15 protein-coding genes are annotated in these 16,014 nt (G+C 43.0%); 6 read left to right on the plus strand and 9 right to left on the minus strand.

The features are described 5' to 3' along the window. The 3 genes from IQ230_RS22275 (at window position 1) to folE (ending at window position 2,854) form a co-directional block, all read left to right on the plus strand. Window positions 1–978, plus strand: a complete 978-nt coding sequence (locus tag IQ230_RS22275) for an acetyl-CoA carboxylase carboxyltransferase subunit alpha (RefSeq protein ID WP_193934424.1) — start codon at window positions 1–3, stop codon at window positions 976–978. A 304-nt stretch (window positions 979–1,282) separates the two neighbouring features. Then, window positions 1,283–2,005 (plus strand): SDR family oxidoreductase, encoded by a 723-nt coding sequence (locus IQ230_RS22280; protein ID WP_193934425.1) that lies wholly within the window; start codon window positions 1,283–1,285, stop codon window positions 2,003–2,005. A gap of 129 nt (window positions 2,006–2,134) precedes the next feature. Further along, window positions 2,135–2,854 (plus strand): GTP cyclohydrolase I FolE, encoded by a 720-nt coding sequence (gene folE, locus IQ230_RS22285; protein WP_193934426.1) that lies wholly within the window; start codon window positions 2,135–2,137, stop codon window positions 2,852–2,854. Here folE and IQ230_RS22290 read toward each other — a convergent pair. Next, window positions 2,772–3,479, minus strand: a complete 708-nt coding sequence (locus tag IQ230_RS22290) for a phosphoribosylanthranilate isomerase (protein ID WP_193934427.1) — start codon at window positions 3,477–3,479, stop codon at window positions 2,772–2,774. The genes folE and IQ230_RS22290 overlap by 83 nt on opposite strands. A gap of 118 nt (window positions 3,480–3,597) precedes the next feature. Here IQ230_RS22290 and psaK point away from each other — a divergent pair, with 118 nt between their 5' ends. After that, a complete protein-coding gene (gene psaK, locus IQ230_RS22295; protein ID WP_193934428.1) occupies window positions 3,598–3,879 on the plus strand; it encodes a photosystem I reaction center subunit PsaK in 282 nt (93 codons plus the stop codon). Between the two features lie 110 nt (window positions 3,880–3,989). Here the strand turns inward: psaK and IQ230_RS22300 are convergent, their stop codons facing one another. The 4 genes from IQ230_RS22300 to IQ230_RS22315 all read right to left on the minus strand — a co-directional run bounded on the left by IQ230_RS22300 (window position 3,990) and on the right by IQ230_RS22315 (window position 9,625). Continuing rightward, a complete protein-coding gene (locus IQ230_RS22300) occupies window positions 3,990–4,952 on the minus strand; it encodes a sucrase ferredoxin (RefSeq protein WP_193934429.1) in 963 nt (320 codons plus the stop codon). Window positions 4,953–4,995: 43 nt separating this feature from the next. Continuing rightward, the gene (locus tag IQ230_RS22305; RefSeq protein WP_193934430.1) at window positions 4,996–6,003 is read right to left on the minus strand and encodes an ABC transporter substrate-binding protein; all 1,008 of its coding nucleotides are present in this window, start codon (window positions 6,001–6,003) and stop codon (window positions 4,996–4,998) included. Window positions 6,004–6,035: 32 nt separating this feature from the next. Further along, window positions 6,036–8,531, minus strand: coding sequence for a TonB-dependent siderophore receptor (locus IQ230_RS22310; RefSeq protein ID WP_193934431.1), 2,496 nt, complete (start codon window positions 8,529–8,531; stop codon window positions 6,036–6,038). A gap of 95 nt (window positions 8,532–8,626) precedes the next feature. Next, entirely contained in the window at window positions 8,627–9,625 is a 999-nt protein-coding gene (locus tag IQ230_RS22315; protein WP_193934432.1) for a helix-turn-helix transcriptional regulator, read from the minus strand. A 447-nt stretch (window positions 9,626–10,072) separates the two neighbouring features. Here IQ230_RS22315 and IQ230_RS22320 point away from each other — a divergent pair, with 447 nt between their 5' ends. Beyond that, window positions 10,073–11,269: a site-2 protease family protein gene (locus tag IQ230_RS22320; protein WP_193934433.1), complete on the plus strand. Its 1,197-nt coding sequence runs from the start codon at window positions 10,073–10,075 to the stop codon at window positions 11,267–11,269. Window positions 11,270–11,304: 35 nt separating this feature from the next. Here IQ230_RS22320 and IQ230_RS22325 read toward each other — a convergent pair whose 3' ends face one another. Together IQ230_RS22325 and IQ230_RS22330 are read right to left on the minus strand one after the other, a co-directional pair. Continuing rightward, a complete protein-coding gene (locus IQ230_RS22325; RefSeq protein WP_193934434.1) occupies window positions 11,305–12,216 on the minus strand; it encodes a YegS/Rv2252/BmrU family lipid kinase in 912 nt (303 codons plus the stop codon). 370 nt (window positions 12,217–12,586) lie between these two features. Continuing rightward, window positions 12,587–12,799: a hypothetical protein gene (locus IQ230_RS22330; RefSeq protein ID WP_228055235.1), complete on the minus strand. Its 213-nt coding sequence runs from the start codon at window positions 12,797–12,799 to the stop codon at window positions 12,587–12,589. 372 nt (window positions 12,800–13,171) lie between these two features. Between IQ230_RS22330 and IQ230_RS22335 the strand changes: the two genes are divergently transcribed. After that, a complete protein-coding gene (locus IQ230_RS22335; RefSeq protein WP_193934435.1) occupies window positions 13,172–14,053 on the plus strand; it encodes an ATP adenylyltransferase family protein in 882 nt (293 codons plus the stop codon). Here the strand turns inward: IQ230_RS22335 and IQ230_RS22340 are convergent. Further along, entirely contained in the window at window positions 14,050–15,204 is a 1,155-nt protein-coding gene (locus IQ230_RS22340; protein ID WP_193934436.1) for an ABC transporter ATP-binding protein, read from the minus strand. The genes IQ230_RS22335 and IQ230_RS22340 overlap by 4 nt on opposite strands. A 135-nt stretch (window positions 15,205–15,339) precedes the next feature. Then, complete coding sequence (locus IQ230_RS22345; protein ID WP_193934437.1) at window positions 15,340–15,867, minus strand: ABC transporter substrate-binding protein; 528 nt, start codon at window positions 15,865–15,867, stop codon at window positions 15,340–15,342. Window positions 15,868–16,014 lie beyond the last annotated feature (147 nt).

Genomic DNA, 16,014 nt, shown 5'->3' on the forward strand with positions numbered 1-16,014 from the left:
ATGGCAACTACTGAGCGCAAACCGCTACTTTTAGACTTCGAGAAGCCGCTGATTGAACTTGAATCACGAATTGAGCAAATTCGCGAACTTGCGGCGGAAAATGGCGTCGATGTTTCCGAGGATATTCGCCAATTGGAAGCCCGCGCCATGCAACTACGACAAGAAATTTTTAGTAGTCTTTCGCCTTCGCAGAAACTGCAATTGGCACGACACCCGCGCCGCCCAAGTACTTTAGATTACATTCAAGCAATTAGTGATGAATGGATGGAAATGCATGGCGATCGCCGAGGCACTGACGATCCGGCTTTAGTTGGTGGAGTGGCAAAGTTGGCAGGACGTGCTGTTGTCATGTTGGGGCACCAAAAAGGTCGCGATACGAAAGATAATATTGCACGTAACTTTGGGATGGCATCTCCTGGAGGTTATCGTAAGGCAATCCGGCTAATGGAACACGCCAATCGATTCGGAATGCCGATCTTGACGTTTATTGACACGCCTGGTGCTCTACCAACAGCAGAAGCGGAATACAAAGGTGCAGGCGAGGCGATCGCTTATAATCTGCGTGAAATGTTCCGTTTTGAGGTGCCGATTATTTGTACTGTTATCGGCGAAGGCGGTTCTGGGGGAGCTTTGGGTATTGGTGTAGGCGAGCGTTTACTGATGTTTGAACACTCAGTTTATACGGTTGCCACTCCTGAAGCTTGCGCGGCTATTCTCTGGAAAGATGCTGCCAAAGCATCTCAAGCTGCAGTTGCTTTAAAAATTACAGCTCCAGACTTGAAAAACCTGGGTATTCTCGATCAACTCTTACCTGAACCAAGTGGTGGCGCACATTCTGATCCGCTCGGTGCAGCGACAATCCTCAAGCAAGCATTAATTGAAAACTTAGAAACTTTATTGCAAATGAATGGTCAAGAGCGACGTAAAATGCGCTACCAGAAATTTCGCAATTTGGGTGTTTTTACTGAACCATCTTAAGAAGTTTCATTAATTGCAATCGAGGAAGCAGGTGATATAATTACCTTTAGCGCGTAAAGAAACTTTACAAATAGCGCACCTGCAGAACAAATCATCTTGCTACAGGTCTGTAGTGAGGATTGCTCATGACAACTTGCTTGTGAGCAATCTGTTAGTTGTTAATTCATCTGCACTCAAGCAGTTAGTTTAGGTTACTCTATGCCAAAAGAACACTAATCTAAGTCTTAAAAACGATTAATCTATCTAGAGTAAGAAGTTGAGATAATGAGGAAGCGATGCCACTTCTTCAAGGAAACAGGAATTCATGAATTTGGCGAAAAGTAAAAGCGCCTTGATTACTGGTGCAAGTAGTGGAATTGGAAAAGCAACAGCTTTAGCGTTTGCTAAGGTGGGAATTGATGTTGCACTAGTGAGCCGTTCTCAAGAAAAATTAGCGGCTGTAGCTAGTGCAGTGCAGCAAACAGGGGTAAAAGTAGCAGTATATCCACTCGATTTAGCTGATGTTGAACAAGTGCGAGAACAGATCAGTGCGATCGCAGCGGATTTCAAGGTAGATATTTTAGTCAATAGTGCCGGAATGGGATACACCGGAAATCTAAGTGAAACACCATTAACTGACTGGCAAGCAGTGATGAACTTGAATCTGACAAGTGTATTTCAATGCATTTTGGGAGTTTTGCCAACAATGCGCGATCGCGGCACAGGTACCATCATCAATGTTGCTTCTATAGCTGGCGTGCAGCCTTTTCCTAGTTGGGGTGCTTACTCTGCCAGTAAGGCTGGATTAATTGCACTTTCCAAAACCTTAGCCGCAGAAGAACGCCAGAATGGTATTCGCGTTACAACTATTTGCCCAGGTGCAGTCGATACTGAACTCTGGAACAGCGATACTGTAAGAATTAAACTTGAGCGCTCAGCAATGTTGACGCCAGAAAGTGTTGCTCAGGCAATTCTCCACACAGTACTACTGCCACAACAAGCAGTTATTGAGGAATTAACCTTAATGCCTAACGCTGGCGTTTTGTGAAGCGATCAGGAATAAACATACACTATCAACCTTCAGACACTGGCTGCAGGATTGACAATTACGGCTGAATATGTTAGGAGTCACAACCCTAAACATTAATTATACAAACCTTAACTGAAACTTGAGATCATGACTATTGGATTCTCTAGCGGTTCTTCCCGCTCTAACTCGCCTCTAATGCCAGATAGCTTAGAAGATAAAATTAATCGTATTGCAACAAGACCAGATCGCAATACTCAAAACGGTAAAGAAGCTAAATTGCAGCCACCTCCAGAAGATCTTGATGAAAAGATGGTGGACGCAGTACGCACAATGTTATTAGGTGTGGGAGAAGATCCAGATCGCGAGGGGCTTTTAAAAACTCCGAAGCGTGTTGTTGAGGCAATGCATTTTCTCACTAGTGGTTACAATCAATCGCTAGAAGAACTCGTTAATGATGCCATCTTTGACGAAGGTCATAACGAGATGGTACTGGTAAGAGATATCAATTTCTTTAGCTTATGCGAACATCATATGCTGCCGTTTATGGGCAGAGCGCACGTTGCATATATCCCGAATGAAAAAGTTGTGGGATTGAGTAAGCTAGCTCGTATTGTCGAGATGTACTCGCGTCGCTTGCAAGTGCAAGAACGTCTGACACGTCAAATTGCCGAAGCTGTACAAACGATTTTAGAACCCCAAGGCGTTGCTGTCGTGATGGAAGCAACACATATGTGTATGGTAATGCGTGGTGTTCAAAAACCAGGCTCCTGGACAGTTACGAGTGCTATGGTAGGCGTATTTCACGACGAGCAGAAGACTCGTGAGGAATTTTTGAATTTAATTCGGCATCAGCCAGCGTTTTTCTAGCTGCTAGTTGTCGAAATAATTGGGCAACTTTTGTTAAATCTTTGTCACCAGGGGCGCGTTCTACACCACTTGATAAATCAATACCATTAGGTTTTAACTGATTAAGAGCATCGTTGACGTTTTCTGGAGTTAATCCGCCAGCAAGTAACCAAGGGCAGCTTGGGCAAAATTGCTGTAAAGTTATCCAGTCAATAGTTTTTCCAGTACCACCTAGCATCTGAGGGTGGTAGGCATCGAGCAAAAGTGTATCTACGCAGTCTACATAAAAATTTGCTTGAGCTAAAGCTTGTGAATTACGCACTCTTAAAGCTTTGATGATTTCGACCCCAGTGGGTAACGATTGGCGGAGTTGAGTGCAAAATTCTGGAGATTCCTCACCATGTAATTGGACACCAGTAAGATCTCCATCTGTAACGACCTGGAAAATTTCTGCACAAGTTGTATTCGCAAAGACACCAATACGCTCAAAGTGTTGTGGTATTCGCGACACAATAGCTTGAATTTGCGTAGCAGTGATGTAGCGGGGAGATGCTGGTACGCAGATAAACCCTAGCGCTGTTGCGCCTAGTTGGGCGATCGCTTGTCCTTGTTCTGGTTTTGTAATTCCGCAGATTTTAACTCGCATTAAGTTTTGTATCAAAAATAGGTTGTAACTGTTAACTCTTAAAACAGAGACTTTGTATGTCCTAACGAAATTTGATAATCCTTAATTATTAATATCTTTTTGTTTAGGAGAGAGAAACTTGACTGACTTAATTTTACTAGCAGCAGTGCAACCAACAGTTCCTGACACTGTAAGGTGGAGTTGGACAGGATCGGCAATTATTATTGTTGCCTCTCTGTTGATTTTGTTCATTGCTGGTCGGACAATTCGCTATCCTCAAGTTGGTCCTAAGATGCCACTACCGTTCCCATCACTATTTAACAATCCTAGTGTGGGTACAGTCCTCGGTTCTGTGAGCTTAGGTCATGTTGTCGGTATAGGTATTATCCTAGGACTCAACAATATTGGTGTTCTTAAGTAGACTACACCTACGCCATCTCCTGTTTATTCGCATTTAACAAGCAGTAGCGGTGAGGATTTCCTCCCGCTTTATTTATGCTGAAATCAACAAAAGTGACGCCGATGCTTCATCTACACAGGTACACAACAATCTGTCAACGCCTCAACTCGGTATTGCTCTACCAATGAAGCTGTTTCACTGTTGCAAGAACCCTTTAGGTATACTGTTTTTGATTTGTCTAATAAGATAGTTGCTGTGTAGCGATGGCGATCGCCCTTTGGGGTATCTGCCACTATCTCAACCTGGTTAATGCTTTCATCTTCGTTATGCTCCAACACGCGACCTTCTATTCGATAGTCAAACCATTGCCATCCGTAAGTAACGATTAGCTCTCGTTCCAGAATTTGAGCCGCCCAAGGCAGTCTGCCACAGCCTCGATATTGTTGAGCAATCCAGTCAAGTCCCGTTTGCGTCAGAATTGACCGCAGTGATTCTGGCGTCAGGTAGCCATAGTAACGAGCATCAGGGAAAGTGACTGCTGTGGGAGCCATCCGGTGTCCGCCAATGTGACTGGCTTGCCAGACGCGAATGCGATCTAGCGATCGCTCCTCCACAATCTTCAATGCTTGGTGATAGATTGGGTTGCCAAAGCGGGAACAGCAGCGATCGCGGCTACCGTGAGTACAAATCAAGATATCTTTTGTAGGATTGTCAATCGGAAGTGCATCCGTTGCTTCACCCATCACATACTGCTTAACTAGAGGAGCAACATCTTGAATATCCGCAAGATGAAATTCTTGTTTGACATATCCTGTTGACAGTCCCGATTGTTTGCGAAAGATCAAAATGGTGAGATTGTCTTGCTTCAGGCGTTCATTGTAGATGAGCAAAAACCGAGTTTGGAAGCGATCGTACTCTTCGTCAATTTCGTCAGCGAGTTCGCGTAAGTTATCTGGAATTCCGCTAGATTCTAAATCGTAGGATGCCCAGGGAGGAGGACATTCAATCGCTACATAAATTTGATGCTCGGAGGCAGAACCGATAATATCCACTCCAGATTGGCGCGAGTGCTCAGCGCAAAAAAAATTTTCCATAAGCTAATTGTTTTCCCAAAATCTAGACAAAGAAAGATGAGCATTAGCGTATTTGTTGGCGATCGCTAAAGTGACTAATTTCGGCATTTAGCAACTCTTGCACATTATCCACAATCAAATCAGCCGCGATCGCTCCTCGAATTCGGCTCCAGAGTTGATAATCTACAAAATAAACCTGATTGTTTTGATAGGCACAAAGCGATCGCAAGACAGCATTTTGCTGCCATCGTTCTCGTTCAGCGTCTACTGTATTGTTAGATGCAGTCATGACAAAAATGAGGTCTGCTTCTAGCTGAGGCAGAACTTCCAATGAGAGGTTCGGATAACGCTTATCTCCTAAGCCTCCTACAGCGATCAACGAAATTCCCAAGTTTCTGAGGAGATTTCCTGCATAATCTTGTTTATCGTGAAACGCTGTGAAAGAAAAGCCATCTGTAGCAAGTAGCAACGCTCGTTTTTGAGCAACAACTGGTGCTAATGTGGCTCGAACTGCTGCAATTTTTTGATTGTGAGCAGCAATAACTGCCTGTGCTGTCTCTTGAGCTTCAAAGACTTGAGCAAGAGTCTGGATATTTTTCTGCCATCGATTTGCCTCTGTCCCTGCTAACAAAAGGGTTGGGGCAATACGGGAGAGAGCATCATAATTTGTTGCATCCTCCCCTACAATCAAATCAGGCTGCAATTTGAGTATTGCTTCTAATGAGGGTTGATTGCGAGTGCCAATGAACTTTGGTGATTGCGTCATTCGATCTCCCAAATACTTGACCTGCATCGGTGCACCCAGATTAAAAGATTTAAGCAAAGCAACTTCTACTTCTGCATAGCCGATCGGCTGTACCTCTAGAGACAAAAGCAAATCCATTGCATGAGGATCGAGGGCAACAACACGTTCTGGTTGTCCGCAAACGGTGATTGTTCCTGCATCATGAGAAATTGTTTGACAGGTAGAATCAACCGACGCAAGATCGCTCCTGTTTTCCAAAGTTGTCTTTGGTTGCGTTGCTGGATTCTGATGACAAGCAATAATCAGAAAAATCGTTAACGCGCTCATGAGGATCGATTGCAATCGAGACATGGTTCAACTTAAAAACGATAGGATGCAGTAAATCGAACGGTGAAAGGTTGCCCTGGAGAAACAGCCGTTTCATCATAGCCACCGATAAAATGGGTGGTATCAAAAATGTTGTCAAAATTGATGGCAAGTTGTAGTTCTCGCAAGCTGTAAAAGAGTGCTGCATCAAACACTACATAGCTGGGTAGCTGAACAGATTCATTAAAAGTAGGGCGATCGTCTACATAGCGCAATCCTCCAGCAATGCCAAAGCCTGTATTAGGAAAGTTATATCGCGTCCAGAGAGCAGCACTGTGTCGCGGTGCGTTTTCTAATTGCCGACCGACAAGAGATGAGTCAATATCCCTAGTGACTTCAGCATCGTTATAGGCATAGTTGGCACTCAAGCTCCAATCATCAGTAATGCGCCCAACTAGCACCACTTCTACACCTTGACTTCTCGCTTCACCGATTTGTAGCAACCGATCAAAATCAACCGGATCGCTAACAAGCAAATTTTCACGAATAATGTAATACGTCGCCAGGGTTGCAGTGAGGCGATTGTCAAACACAGAGGCTTTTGCACCAACTTCAATTTGCCAGCTTTGTTCTGGGTCAAAAGGTCCACCTCGATCGGGTCCTTGCTGCGTTTCCGATTGTGGCACAAATCCTTGGCTGTAGCTTGTGTATAGAAATAGGTTATCAACTGGTTCATAGACAACACCACCTCTTAGCGTCAGTGCGGTATCGGAAAAACTGGATTCACCGAAACCAAAATCGCCGCGAAAGTTACTTTCATTATCAAAAAAGTCGTAGCGCAATCCTAGTAATGCTTGCCAGCGATCGCTGAACTGAATTTGATCTTGCAGATAAATTCCATATTGTCGCAGTTGATCGCGCGATCGATCGAACAGTAAGGTATAGTTGTCAGGATTTGCTTGACCGTAAATCGGGTTAAAAATATCTAGTGCAGGAACATCGCCACCGTCTTCAATCGGATCGGCAAAGAAGCCATCCTGAGTATTATTTTGAATTGTTGTATCCGCCCCAATTACTAGCCTGTGGTTAAGTGAACCTGTTGCAAATTCACCTACCGCATAGATATCTGCTGCAAATGAGTTGCTGATGAATTTTTGATCGCGATAATCGCGGGTAATTGTTTGCAAATCATCTAACAAGTTAGTGGGATTATGGTATCTGTTGAAATATTCTCCACGGGCAAATCGTCCTGTTGCGTTCAGTTGCCAATCTTCTGTAAAAGCATGATTTAACGATAGCTGAATTGCGTAGCCGTTACTACCTGCTCGATCGTCTGGTTCATTGACAGTAAAGCTGATTGGGACGGCAAATAAATTTCCACCTGGCGCGACAATTCCGCGATCGCGTTGTCCCCTACGGCTGTCATCAAACCATTCTCCCGTTAGTGCTAAAGTCGTGCGATCGTTAATTGACCAAGTGAGGGATGGCGCAATCTGGAAATAATCTGAAGATTGGAAATCTCGGAAACTATCTGCACCCAAATGAACTGCATTAAAGCGGTAGAGTAACTGACCTTCGGTATCAACCGAACCCGTCGAATCAAACTGAATGCCGAATTGTTCATAACTTCCAGCAATCCCCCTAATTTCGGTCGAGGGATCGGCTTCTGGCTGTCTTGTGATAATATTAATCAATCCACCAGGCTGCAATTGTCCATACAAAACTGATGCTGGTCCTTGCAATACTTCAACTCGCTCCACATTGCTGAGAATGGGAGAATTTGTAAAGAAGTTATAAGGATTACCACGCAACCCGTTATATAAAACACTTTCGTCTGAAATCCGAAATCCTCGCAGCGCAAAGTCTTGATAGACCGAGAATTGATTCAGCCCAGCCACGTTCCGAGTCACATCTCCCAAGTCGCTTGCACTTTGGTCTTCAATGAATTCACGCGGTATAGCCTGAATCGATTGGGGAGTTTCTACAATTGGGGTGTCGGTGCGCGTTGCCGTTGTTGTGTTGCGCACGCGATAGGGATCGTCTTGTTCCCCAGTGACAATTACTTGAATTTCTTCCTCTGATTCGGCTTCTGTCCCCGAAACAACACTCACAACCAATCCCAGCGTTTCTGTTCTAATGTTAGCGATCGGCGGTGCATCGACTCCTGTGAGGGATACTCGCAGGCGGTTATCGGGTAAGTTCGTTACGCTGACAAGTGCAATACCATCGGCTGGATTTGCTACCTGAAATTCGTTTCTATCCGTCACGATGGCGTTGGGAATATCGATAATTAGCACATTGTCTGCGATCGCGGTGGAAGGCTGAGAAAGTTCTCCTACAGTTTCCAAAATGACCTCTAGTCCTATATCAGATTGCTCAATCCGAACTGTCACCTGGACAACCGCTGCTGATTGCTCGGATATTACTTGTTTTAATATGTCATCCTCTGCCCATGCAGGTTGAATGGCGATCGCCATCCCGCTCATTCCCCATAGTCCTATCAATAACGGTAATGATAAGTTGGCTGGTCGTCGTAACTGAATTTTCATGATCTCCGCACACCCGTCAACCAATAGATGGCTGACCTCACTCAAGAATCTTTATCAACAAAATACAGGAAAAAGATAACTGATAGGCGATCGCGTCAACTGCTAAACGGATTTTTTTGACTGCTCAAAGGATCTTTTTTCAGACATGCTTGGCTAGATTGATACACCTTTGGATTCATCCCAAACTTCTTACGAAATGCAGCCGCAAAGTTGCTTTGCTTGGAATATCCCACAATCGTGGCAACTTCTTTAACGTTGTATTGACTCTCGGTTAACAACTGACGGCCTTGTTCCATGCGATAGTGCCATAAAAAATCAAATGCGGTTGTCCCAATGACTTGACGAAATCCTTGTTTTAGTTTGTAGTCATTTAACCCGACTTGCCTTGCTAACTCCAATAACGAGGGTGGAGTCTGCCAGTTGCGCGTCAAAATTGCTTTAGCTTCATGAATGCGCTCAATGTCGTCTGGCTTTAAGCCCGTTTGCAGTGAGGATTCGCCATTTAACTGCTCCAACCTTAGCGCAACCAGTTCCCAGCATTTGCTTTCCAGGTAAATTTGTTTGGTGAGTCCTTCGTAGGGACAGTTTAATAATTGATTCAAAACAAATTGCATGGTGGCTGTCGTTTCACTCACCTGTGTATAAGGATATTGTCCAGATGCTTGTATCAGTTGCTGAATAGCCAATGACGGCTCAATATCGTTAGGAACAAAGCTTTTCAAACTGTCTAATTCCAGGTGAATATCCACTTGCAAGATATGTTCTCCAGCTCGTTCACAGGTTGTATCTGTATCGTGAGGACCATTTTGCACAAAGTTTTGTCCAGCATAGCGTTTAGCGTAGCTTCCACCTTGAAGTTGAAAGCCAATTTCTAAACCTCCTTCACCAGGACTAGATTTGACTTGTACATCTTGATGAAACTCATAATCGTGAATGAGTAAATCAATATCACGCAACATCACCCAACGGCGATAGCCCGTTCCTAATGCTTGCGGACAAACTTCCATGACTTCAGATGAATTGCAGAACTCTTGCTCTAGAACGCTTTCTTGCCAAAGATGGGCATAGTCTACCTCTGAAATAGTAAGGGTCATAACGAACTTCAGATGACACACTCAAATGAGTGACAAATGCAAATTATTATCATTTATTTATGCCTGAGCGTCAACCGCATTAGCCTACTGTATACTTTTAACTCTATATTTGGAGTAAAACTATAAACTCAAAGTCTTCTGCTAGAACGTTAGGTGAGTGCTACCAAGCGATCGCTTCCACTACTTTTATCTAAGGAAACCAATCTCCGCTTCCGTGTCAGCCATCTGTAGCAATCTCAAAGTGACTTAGTATAACTCCTCCAGGTACGGATTCCTCGAAATAACTGGAGTAGTAGTGAGTCAGAGTGATTGTCTATTCTAGAAGTAAGGTGAATTACAAATCTATAATTGCTGGATAACTCACATCTGAGCGGTGAAAATCTTGACAAAGTCTAGCAAATATGCATGGATTGTCTGCCTTAAAGTGCTGAGTTCTAGGAAAATTTCATGCAAACAAGTTGGCGAATAGGATCTTTATTTGGCATTCCGCTTTTATTAGACCCTTTGTGGTTCGTAATTTTAGCAGTAGCAACGCTTAACTTTGGTTTATCTTACCAACAGTGGGGAGCAACATTAGGCTGGAGTGCGGGAATTATTACTGCGCTGTTGTTATTTGGTTCAGTTCTGTTACACGAACTCGGTCATAGTTTAGCAGCGCGATCGCAAGGCATTAATGTCAAATCGATTACATTATTTCTCTTTGGCGGTATTGCTGCAATAGAGGAAGAATCAAAAACACCAGGGCAAGCATTTCAAGTTGCGATCGCAGGTCCAACGGTAAGTGTTATTTTATTTGTGCTACTGACGACAATTGCCTATCTTTTACCGACAGGTAGCTTGTCAAGTACATTGATTGGTGACTTGGCGAAAATTAATTTAGTGTTGGCTATCTTTAATTTAATTCCAGGCTTACCTTTAGATGGCGGGCAAGTTTTAAAAGCGGCTGTGTGGAAAGTCACGGGTAATCGCTTTCAAGCGGTACGTACTGCTGCTAGTGCCGGACAAATTTTAGGTTGGAGTGCGATTGCCTTAGGTTTTGCGATTGATTTCATGACTGGTGAATTGGTTTCTGGGTTGTGGATTGTGCTGCTAGGGTGGTTTGGTATCCGTAATGCGACAGCTTATAAAAATATCACTTCCTTACAAGAGGCGTTACTCACGTTAAAAGTAAGTGATGCCATGAATAAAGACTTTCGAGTTGTCGATGCAGACTCAACACTACGTCAGTTTGCAGACTTGTTTCTTCTCGAACCCAAAGCAACGCAAGTCTATTTTGCAGCTTCAGATGGACGCTATCGCGGGATGGTTTCAGTAGATGATTTGCGTCTTATCGAACGCAGTCAGTGGGAAACCCAAACCTTACATAGTATTGCGCATCCTTTAACAGAAATTCCTACTGTGACAGAAACGACTTCATTTGCAGAAGTCATTAATCAAATGGAAAATCAACAACTGCAACAAATTACCGTACTTTCTCCTGCTGGGGCGGTTGCAGGTTTAGTTGATAAAGGTGATATTGTCCGAACACTCGCAGAAAAGCTAAAATTACGGATTACCGACGCCGAAGTTAAGCGCGTTAAAGAAGAAGGCACTTATCCACCAGGATTGCCACTAAGTGCGATCGCTAAAGCAGCTAGTAAATGAACTCGCATCAGAGGTTAGGGGATATTCCTTTAACCTCAATTTTTCTGATTATTTGGTACGAACACATTCAAGCTATTAGGAATACACTCAATCTCTACAGGTGTTGTTCCCATCATATTACCATCTAAAACGACAGGCTGCGGAGGTTCTGTATTAATCTTGATGTGCCTAGCGCGGAGATGATTGACATTATCAAGTTCTACAGCATTATCGTTAAAGCCTGACTTGAGAAGATGATAAAGTGCGATCGCCCCTTCAAGGCGAGATTGCAAAGACGTTATTGTAATATCTAAAAGACCATCATCAGCATAAACTCCTGTAGTACCATGCGCTAGTACAGAAGTTGGTGGCGCTGAGTTTGCAACTGTTACCGCTGTTGCTTGTTGGATTGTGGCTGTTTGTGATTCAGTTTCAACTCTAGTTTCAAAAGGTGTCATACCTTGCCAAAATTGTTTGACTCCAGCCAAGATATAAGCTAAAGCCCCGAAACGATTTTTTGCTTCTGTGTCAGCTTGTTCAATAGTTTTCGCTTCAAAACCAATTCCAGCAAGTAGTACCATTGGTCTGTTATTGCACAAAGCCGTATCTACTAAATGAGTGTTACCTGCTAAGATGACTTGACACGCAGCTTTGAGATCGCTAGGAATACTAAGATAAGCTGCAAAAGCATTAGCAGTTCCTCGCGGAATAACGCCAAAAGGAATGTCTGTATTAATTAAAGCCTCCGCTGCCGCTGAAACTGTACCATCACCTCCAGAGGCAATAACAACCTCAGCACCATTTTCTACAGCTTGATGTGCTAACTGATTAGCACTGACTTCGGGAGTTGTAAAATAAACATTTAAGTTAAACTCCGGCTCTAACATCGCACGGATTTCTATCAACTCTTGTTCGGTTTCATGTTGCTTTGTAGCAGGTTTAACAATAAGATAAGCTGAGCGAGACATAAGCAACGAATTTTAGCTGGAATTCAAAAACAGAAATTGCTGTAATTTAGGACTATGAAAGCAGGTAGTAGTGTACATTGCCCAAGCAACCATGCGGAGACTCAGTATCGTCTTTTGCTCAATGTTTAAGGCAGAAGCAGTGTAGATAAACTACAAGACTTAATTTAATAAACTGACAAAAAAGCTATGAAAAGAAATCATACTAAAGGTGGGTGAAATACTTAGTAGCTGTAAACAGTTGATTGTTCCTATGGGAATTACCGAAACATCAACAATAAACCATAAACTAATACCAATTCTGTCAATCGAGTTGCAAATTCAAACGCCCTTGGATGCCCCATTTGAAACGCGGGTGCAAAATCCAACCGCATTACTTGATTGGCGACAGCTGCTGCAATTTCTTTACGACTATGCTCAGCATTAACACACCACAGCCCAGTTGTATGTCTAGAATTTGCCGACCATTATCGGAAGTATAGTACATACCTTCAACCGCAACTAAGAACCGAGGTTTTTCCTTAAACTGACGATTGGCTGTAAAAGGCATCCAGAAAGCTTCTAGATTGCTGAGTGTATTGCTCACAGGTTTAGGCTTACTGAATTCTCACTTATAGCGATCTTAAATCAATTGTTTAAGCAGGGGTAAAAGCTTCGATACTTGCTAAAACTTGTTCTACAGTAAGTTTAAACGTTGTCAAAATTAGTGGTGAATGACAAAAATTACAATTCTGGGATGCTCGTTTTACCCTGATGTGATACCGTGATAGCGTTAGCTTCACTCGTAAAAACTGAAATTCCGCAACAAATATAGCTGAAATTATCAAATTTTCCTGATAATCTGCTGTCGGGATGTTGTTGCAATCTTTTTTCGTCTTAATGTAGCAACCCAGCCGCTTGCTAAGTAGAAAACAAAAACATCTACAATGCGTGATGAAGAATCAACGCAGAAAGAACAGTGGTGTTAGAACCTGGTACATTGTGGACAAAAGTTGTTGAACAAACGAAGTATGCTTTACGCACAGGCGCACTTCAGTCGATTCCTACAGATTACGAATATGTAGAGCAGAATGGTATCAGTTTCCTTGTCCGCACGTTGTCAAACTTGGTACGTAAAGATGAAGCGAAGCAAGCTAAAAATACCGCTGTGGCTAAGGATTTTAACCCGTTTCTACCTTATGAAGAAGATTTGTTTGTTGCAGACATTTCAAACACGCATTTGTGTCTATTGAATAAATTTAATGTTGTTGATTATCATCTACTGATGATTACTCGTGCTTTTGAAGATCAGGAAAACTGGCTCAATTGGCGAGATTTTCAGGCGATGTGGGTTACTTTAGCCGAAATTGATGGTTTAGCGTTTTACAACGGTGGGAAAATTGCAGGTGCGAGTCAAAAACATAAACATTTACAACTTGTACCCTTACCGCTTGCTGAGAAAGTAAATTTACCAATTGAAAGGGCGATCGCTACTGCTAAGTTTACAGGTTCTATTGGTACATCATCAATGTTCCCCTTTGTTCATGCGATCGCTTTGTTAGATCCTAGTTGGACGCTTGATAACGCTGCTACAGCAATGCTGGAATGCTATCAAAACCTGCTTCATGCTGTTGGACTCAACACAAATGAATTTAAAAGCGACAAGCAATCAGGTGCTTATAATTTACTCGCAACACGACAATGGATGTTAGTTGTACCGCGATCGCAAGAAAGTTTTGAGTCAATATCAGTCAATTCATTAGGATTTGCCGGATCGCTGTTTGTCCGCAACGATGAGCAAATGCAGATCCTTAAACATTATGGTCCGATGACGGTTTTGCAGCAAGTGACGAGTGGCTAGTTACTAGTGGCTAGAACTGTTTGCTTGACATTTTGGCGGTTGTATAGTTCGTAGGTAGATGAGACTTCTGTAAGGATGCGGATGCTGTCTGGCGGTAGTTTGACTTTTACAGTGTCGCCAGAATTAAATTTATGAAGATCGCTGTAGTGAAGATTTTGCGATCGCACAATAATGCAACTTTGTTCAGTCAAGCGCACAATATAACGTGTATCAGTGCCAATATACACAGTTTCTTCTACTTTACCTTGCAAAGACTCATTGCTATTAGCAGGGAAAATTGCTACCTTTTCAGGACGCACAAATAAAGTAACAATACTATTTAGGGCAATTTCATCCTCATAGCTTACGCAGACTGGTAATTGTTCGTCAACCAAAACTGTAACTGTATCAAGGTGACGCTTAATCACACGTCCGATTAAAAAATTTGTTTCCCCAATAAAATCAGCAACAAAGCGCGAAGTTGGGTTTTCGTAGATTTCAACCGGTGTCCCTACTTGTAATACGCGTCCTTGATGCATTACCGCAATGCGATCGGACATGGTGAGGGCTTCTTCTTGATCGTGAGTGACGTAGATGAATGTAATTCCTAAGCGTTGTTGCATCCGTTTGAGTTCGAGTTGCATTTCTTTGCGCAACTTCAAATCCAAAGCGCCTAAAGGTTCATCAAACAGTAATACTGCTGGTTGTTTGATCAAAGCCCGCGCTAAGGCGACTCGTTGCTGTTGTCCCCCTGAGAGTTGACGCGGATAGCGTTTTTCCATTCCGGTAAGTTGTACTTGCACTAATACTTCAGCCACTCGATTTTGAATTTCTCGGCGGGGGCGGTTCTCCATTTCGAGTCCAAAAGCGACATTTTGGGCTACTGTCAGATGTGGAAATAATGCGTAGTTTTGAAATACTGTGTTAACTCGGCGGTGAAAGGGTAAGCAATGCGACATTGGTTCGCCGTGGATGAAGATTTCTCCTGATGTGGGAGTTTCAAATCCGGCGATCATTCGTAATGTTGTTGTTTTACCACATCCTGATGGTCCAAGGAGGGAGAAGAATTCGCCTGCAGTTATTTGGAGATTGATATTATTGACGGCTAGGAAGTCTTTGTTGTCAATAAATTTTTTGGAGAGTTGTTGGAGTTCGACTGCACAATCGTTCATATAATGTTTGTTTAGTTGATGTGGTTTAATTGTGAAACGAACCAGATTGGCGTAGCCTTCCCGCAGGGTAGGCACATTCCCCGTAGGAGTTGCCGTTAGCCGCAGGCGTTAGGCTAGGACTCAAAGAATACAAAATTATTTGCCTACTGCGACTTTGACTTCGTTCCAGGCTTCGTCGTACAGAGGTGTTGCTTGACCGACATCGTTGATGTATTTGAGTTTAGCGAAAACTTCCGGTGAGGGATAGATTGCGGGGTTTTGTAAGTCGGCTTCGTTGATTAGTCCTTTGTCTCTGGCTGTTTTGTTGGGTGAACCGTAGTGAATGAAGTTTGAAATTTTTGCCCCAACTTCGGGTTCTAAAATGAAGTTAATAAATCTTTCAGCAAGTTCTTTGTTAGGGGCGTTTTTGAGAACTACCATGTTATCTGTCCAAACGATTGTTCCTTCTTTGGGAATTGCATAGCGGATTTGTTCGTTTTCTTCCATGACTTGGAAAATATCACCACTCCATTCGTGGGTGAGATCGACTTCACCTTGATCGAGTAAGACTTGACCAGTATCAGGAACAAAAGCAGCGATCGCATCTTTATGCTTTACTAAAAAATCTCGTGCTTGCTGAATTTCTGCGGGATTGGTTGTATTGGGGTCGAAACCGAGATACATTAAAATTACACCCGTGGTATCTCATATCTTGCACCTGGAAATTTGAATGTCAATTCCTTGACTAAATGCCAAATCTCTCAGGCGTTCAATGTCTAGTAAAAGAAGTAACAGCACCAATTGTGGAAATATAGTTTGGAGTGCGATTTG

This window comes from Gloeocapsopsis crepidinum LEGE 06123, assembly GCF_015207655.1.
Classification (GTDB): domain Bacteria; phylum Cyanobacteriota; class Cyanobacteriia; order Cyanobacteriales; family Chroococcidiopsidaceae; genus Gloeocapsopsis; species Gloeocapsopsis crepidinum.